Annotated in this window: 1 protein-coding gene; it reads right to left on the minus strand. The window is 76.3% G+C overall.

Features of this window, described 5'->3' with window-relative positions; translation table 11 throughout:
* The coding region (locus tag ACFYUY_RS39980) for a condensation domain-containing protein (protein ID WP_387908426.1) at nucleotides 1-3978 on the minus strand (3978 nt) is incomplete at both ends.

Below are 3978 nucleotides of genomic sequence, written 5' to 3' on the forward strand. Positions count from 1 at the left end.
CGTCGGCAGAGGTCGGCGGGCAGGGCCTCGCCGGTGACCATCAGCCAGCGCAGGTCCGGGAGTTCGGGGGCGTCGCCCTCGGTGTCCCAGGCGTCCAGGGCGGCGCGCAGCAGGGAGGGCACGACCTCCAGGACGGCGATCCGCTCGTCGCGGGCCATCCCGAACAGGGCGGTCGGGTCGGCGGCCATCTCGGTGCCGGAGACCCGCACCGTCCCGCCGACGACGAGCGGGGCCAGCATCTGCCAGACCGACACGTCGAAGGTGAGCGGCGCGTTCTGGACGACGCCCTCCCCGGCCGCCAGGTCGAGGTCGCCGACCTTGGCCCAGAGGTGGTTCATCATCCCGGAGCGCTGCACCATCGCACCCTTGGGCTTCCCGGTGGAGCCGGAGGTGAACATCACGTAGGCGAGGTCCAGGCCGGTGCCCACGCACTCCGGCAGGGCCCCGGGCCCGGACCGCTCCAGCGGGAGGACGGTGACCGGCCCGCCCTGCACGGCGGCGGCGAACTCGGCGGCCTGCTCGCGGTACCCGGCGCCGACCAGCAGGTGGCGGGCGCCGCTGTCCTCGAGCAGCCCGGTGTTGCGGGCGGCCGGGGCGGTCGGGTCGAGCGGCAGGTAGGCGCCGCCCGCGCCGAGCACACCGAGCACGCCGGTGACGAAGGGGACGCCGGGTTCGGCGAACATCGCCACCACCGAACCGGTGGTGACCCCGGCTGCGGTCAGCTCGGCGGACAGCCCGCCGGCCGCCTCGACCAGCTCCCGGTAGCCCAGCGAGCCGGCGCCGTCGGTGACGGCCACCGCGTCGGGGGTGCTGGCGGCCACCGCGCGCACCCGCTCGACCACGCCGATGCTCTCCTCGGCGACCGTCGGGTCCCAGGCGCCGAGCAGCCCGCCCAGCTCGCCGGGTGTGGCGCGGCCGGTGAGGTCGGCCGGGGCGGTCACGTCGACCCGGGCGAGCGGCAGGTCGGGCCGCTCGGCGACGGTGCGCAGCAGGTGCTGGAAGACCGTCGCGACCCGCTCGACCTCGTCCCGGCCGAACAGGCCCGGGTGGTAGTCCAGTCGCAGGTGCAGGGTGTCGCCGGGGTGCACCACCATGCTCAGCGGGTGGTGCCGGGCGTCCCGGGCCTCGGCCCGGACGACGCGCGGGCCGTCGGCGACGCCGGTGTCGAGGCCGTTCTCGTCCAGCGGGAAGTTCTCGAACAGCACCACGGTGTCGAAGACCTCGCCGGACAGGCCGGCGGCCTGGTGGATCGCGGCGAGTCCGAGGTGCTCGTGCGGGAGCAGCGCGCTCTGCTGGTCCTGCACGGCGTGCAGCAGCTCGGCGAGGGTGTCGCCGGGGTGCAGCCGGGCCCGGACCGGCACGGTGGTGAGGAACATGCCGATCATCGACTCGACCTCGGGCACCTCGGCCGGGCGGCCGGAGGTGACGGCGCCGAACACCACGTCCTGGCGGCCGGTGAGCCGGCCGAGCAGCAGTGCCCAGCAGCCCTGGACCACGGTGTTGAGGGTCAGGCCCTCGGTGCGGGCCCAGCCGGAGAGCGCGGCGGTGAGGTCGGCGGGCACCTCGGCGAGCACCGCGTCGGGCAGCGCCGGCACGCGGGCCGGGTCGGCGGGGACGAGCAGGGTGGGCTCGTCGACGTCGGCCAGCACCCGGTGCCAGGCCTCCCGGGCCGCGGTGCGGTCCTGCGCGGTCAGCCAGGCCAGGTAGGAGCGGTACGGGGCCGGGTCGGGCAGCAGGGCGACGTCCGCACCGGGTGCGCAGAGCGCGAAGAGCTCGCGGACCAGCAGCGGCATCGACCAGCCGTCGACCAGGATGTGGTGGCTGGTCCAGATGAACCGGTGCCGGCCCTCGCCGTGGGTGACCAGGGCGAAGCGCAGCAGCGGCGGGGCGGCGAGGTCGAAGCGGCGGGTGCGCTCGGCCTCGGTGATCCGGTCCAGCTCGGCGGCCCGGGAGGGCTCCGGCAGGTCGGTCAGGTCGGCGTCCAGCCAGGGGAGTTCGACGTGCTGCGGCACGACCTGGACCGGCTCGCCGGTGGCGCGGGCGCGGAAGGCGGCGCGCAGGTTGGGGTGCCGGTCGAGCAGGGCCTGTCCGGCGGCGCGCAGCGCCGCGGCGTCCAGCTCGCCCTCGATGTCGGCGACGATCTGCAGGGTGTAGACGTCGACGGCGTCCGCGTCCGGCCCGGAGCCGGCGGCGTCGTAGTCGGCGTGGAAGAGCATGCCCTGCTGGAGCGGGGTGAGCGGCAGCACGTCGGCGAGGGCGGTGCCGGCCTGCGCGAGCTCGGCCTCGAACTCCTCGATCTCCTCCTGGGCCAGGGCGACCAGCGGCAGGTCGGAGGGGGTGCGGCCGCCGGCGCCGGGGGCGGCGGCGTGCCGGGCGAGCAGTTCCAGGGCGCGGAACCAGGTGTCCGCGACGTCCCGGGCGTCCTCCTCGGCGACGGTCCGGCCGGCCCAGGACCAGTTGGCGATCAGGTGCGGGCCGTCGTGCCGGTCCTCGGTGGCCGGGGTGACGTCGAGCAGGTGCGGCAGCGGCATGCCGGGGTGGGCCCCGGTGCCGACCACCCCGTCGCCGCCGGCCGGCTCCCAGAGCCCGGCCTCGCGGGCGTCGAAGCGGCCCATGTAGTTGAAGCCGATCTGCGGCTTGTGGTGCCCGGCCAGGGCGCGGGCGGCGTGCGGGTTGAGGTAGCGCAGCAGGCCGTAGCCGACGCCGCGGTCGGGCAGCGCGCGCAGCTGCTCCTTGATCCGCTTGAGGGCGGTGGCGAGCGCGGGGCCGCCGGCCCAGACCTCGTCCCAGTCCAGCGTGCCCGGGTCCAGGCGCACCGGGAAGGCGCTGGTGAACCAGCCGACGGTGCGGGACAGGTCGAGGGTGTCGCTGAGCTGCTCGCGGCCGTGGCCCTCGAGTTCGATCAGGGTCTGCGCGTAGTCGGCGCGGCCGTGCCGGCGGCGCCAGTCGGCGACGGCGAGCGCGAGGCCGGTCAGCAGGACGTCGTTGACCTCGGCGTGGAACGCGGCCGGGACGTCGGTGAGCAGCGGGCCGGTGACCTCGGGGCCGAGTTCCAGGCGCAGGGTGCGCTGGGTGCCGTAGACGTCTGTCGCGGGGTCGAGCCGGTGGGTGCCGACCAGCGGGTCGGGGCCGGTCAGGGCCGACTGCCAGAGCGCGAGTTCGGACCCGCGGACCTGGGTGCGGGCCTGGGCGGCGAGCAGCTGCGACCACGCGCGGTAGGAGGTGCCGACCGGGTCGAGCGCGGGGGTGCGGCCCTCGGCCAGCGCCGCGCAGGCGGCGGCGAGGTCGGGCAGCAGGATCCGCCAGGACACCCCGTCGACGACCAGGTGGTGGGCGGAGATCACCAGCAGGGTGGTGTCGGCGCCGGGCGCCGCGCCGATCAGCACGGCCTGGATCATCACGGCCTCGGCGGGGTCGAGCCGGGCGCGGGCCGCGGAGGCCTGCCGCTCGGCGTGGCCGAGGGCGTCCTGCGGGTCCGTGCCGCCGTGCTCGGCGGTGGCGACCAGGCGCACGCCGGCGAGCGCGCCGGGGGCCAGTGCCTCGGTGTGCCACAGGCCGGGCGCGGGCTCGGTGGCGCGGGTGCGCAGCGCGTCGTGGTGGTCGACCAGGGCGTGCAGGGCCGTGTCGAGCAGGTCGGCGTCCAGCGTGGCGGGCACCCGCACGACGACGTGCTGGCTGTACTTGACGACCGGGCCGGTGAGGCTGTGCGTGTCGTCGTGCAACTGGGCCATGATCGGCGTCAGTTCGTACGGGCCGGTGCCGCCGGCGTCCTCGGCGGGCGCGGCCGCGGCCTGCGGCTCCGCGCCGCCGGCGATCCGGGCCAGGGCGGCCGCGGTCTTGTGGGTGAAGATGTCGCGGGTGGTGAAGCTCAGGCCGGCCTTGTGGGCGCGGCTGACGACCTGGATGGAGCGGATGCTGTCGCCGCCGAGGGCGAAGAAGTCCTCGTCGATGCCGACCCGCCCGGTGCCGAGCACCTCG

It is taken from the genome of Kitasatospora sp. NPDC004745 (assembly GCF_042873275.1).
GTDB lineage: Bacteria > Actinomycetota > Actinomycetes > Streptomycetales > Streptomycetaceae > Kitasatospora.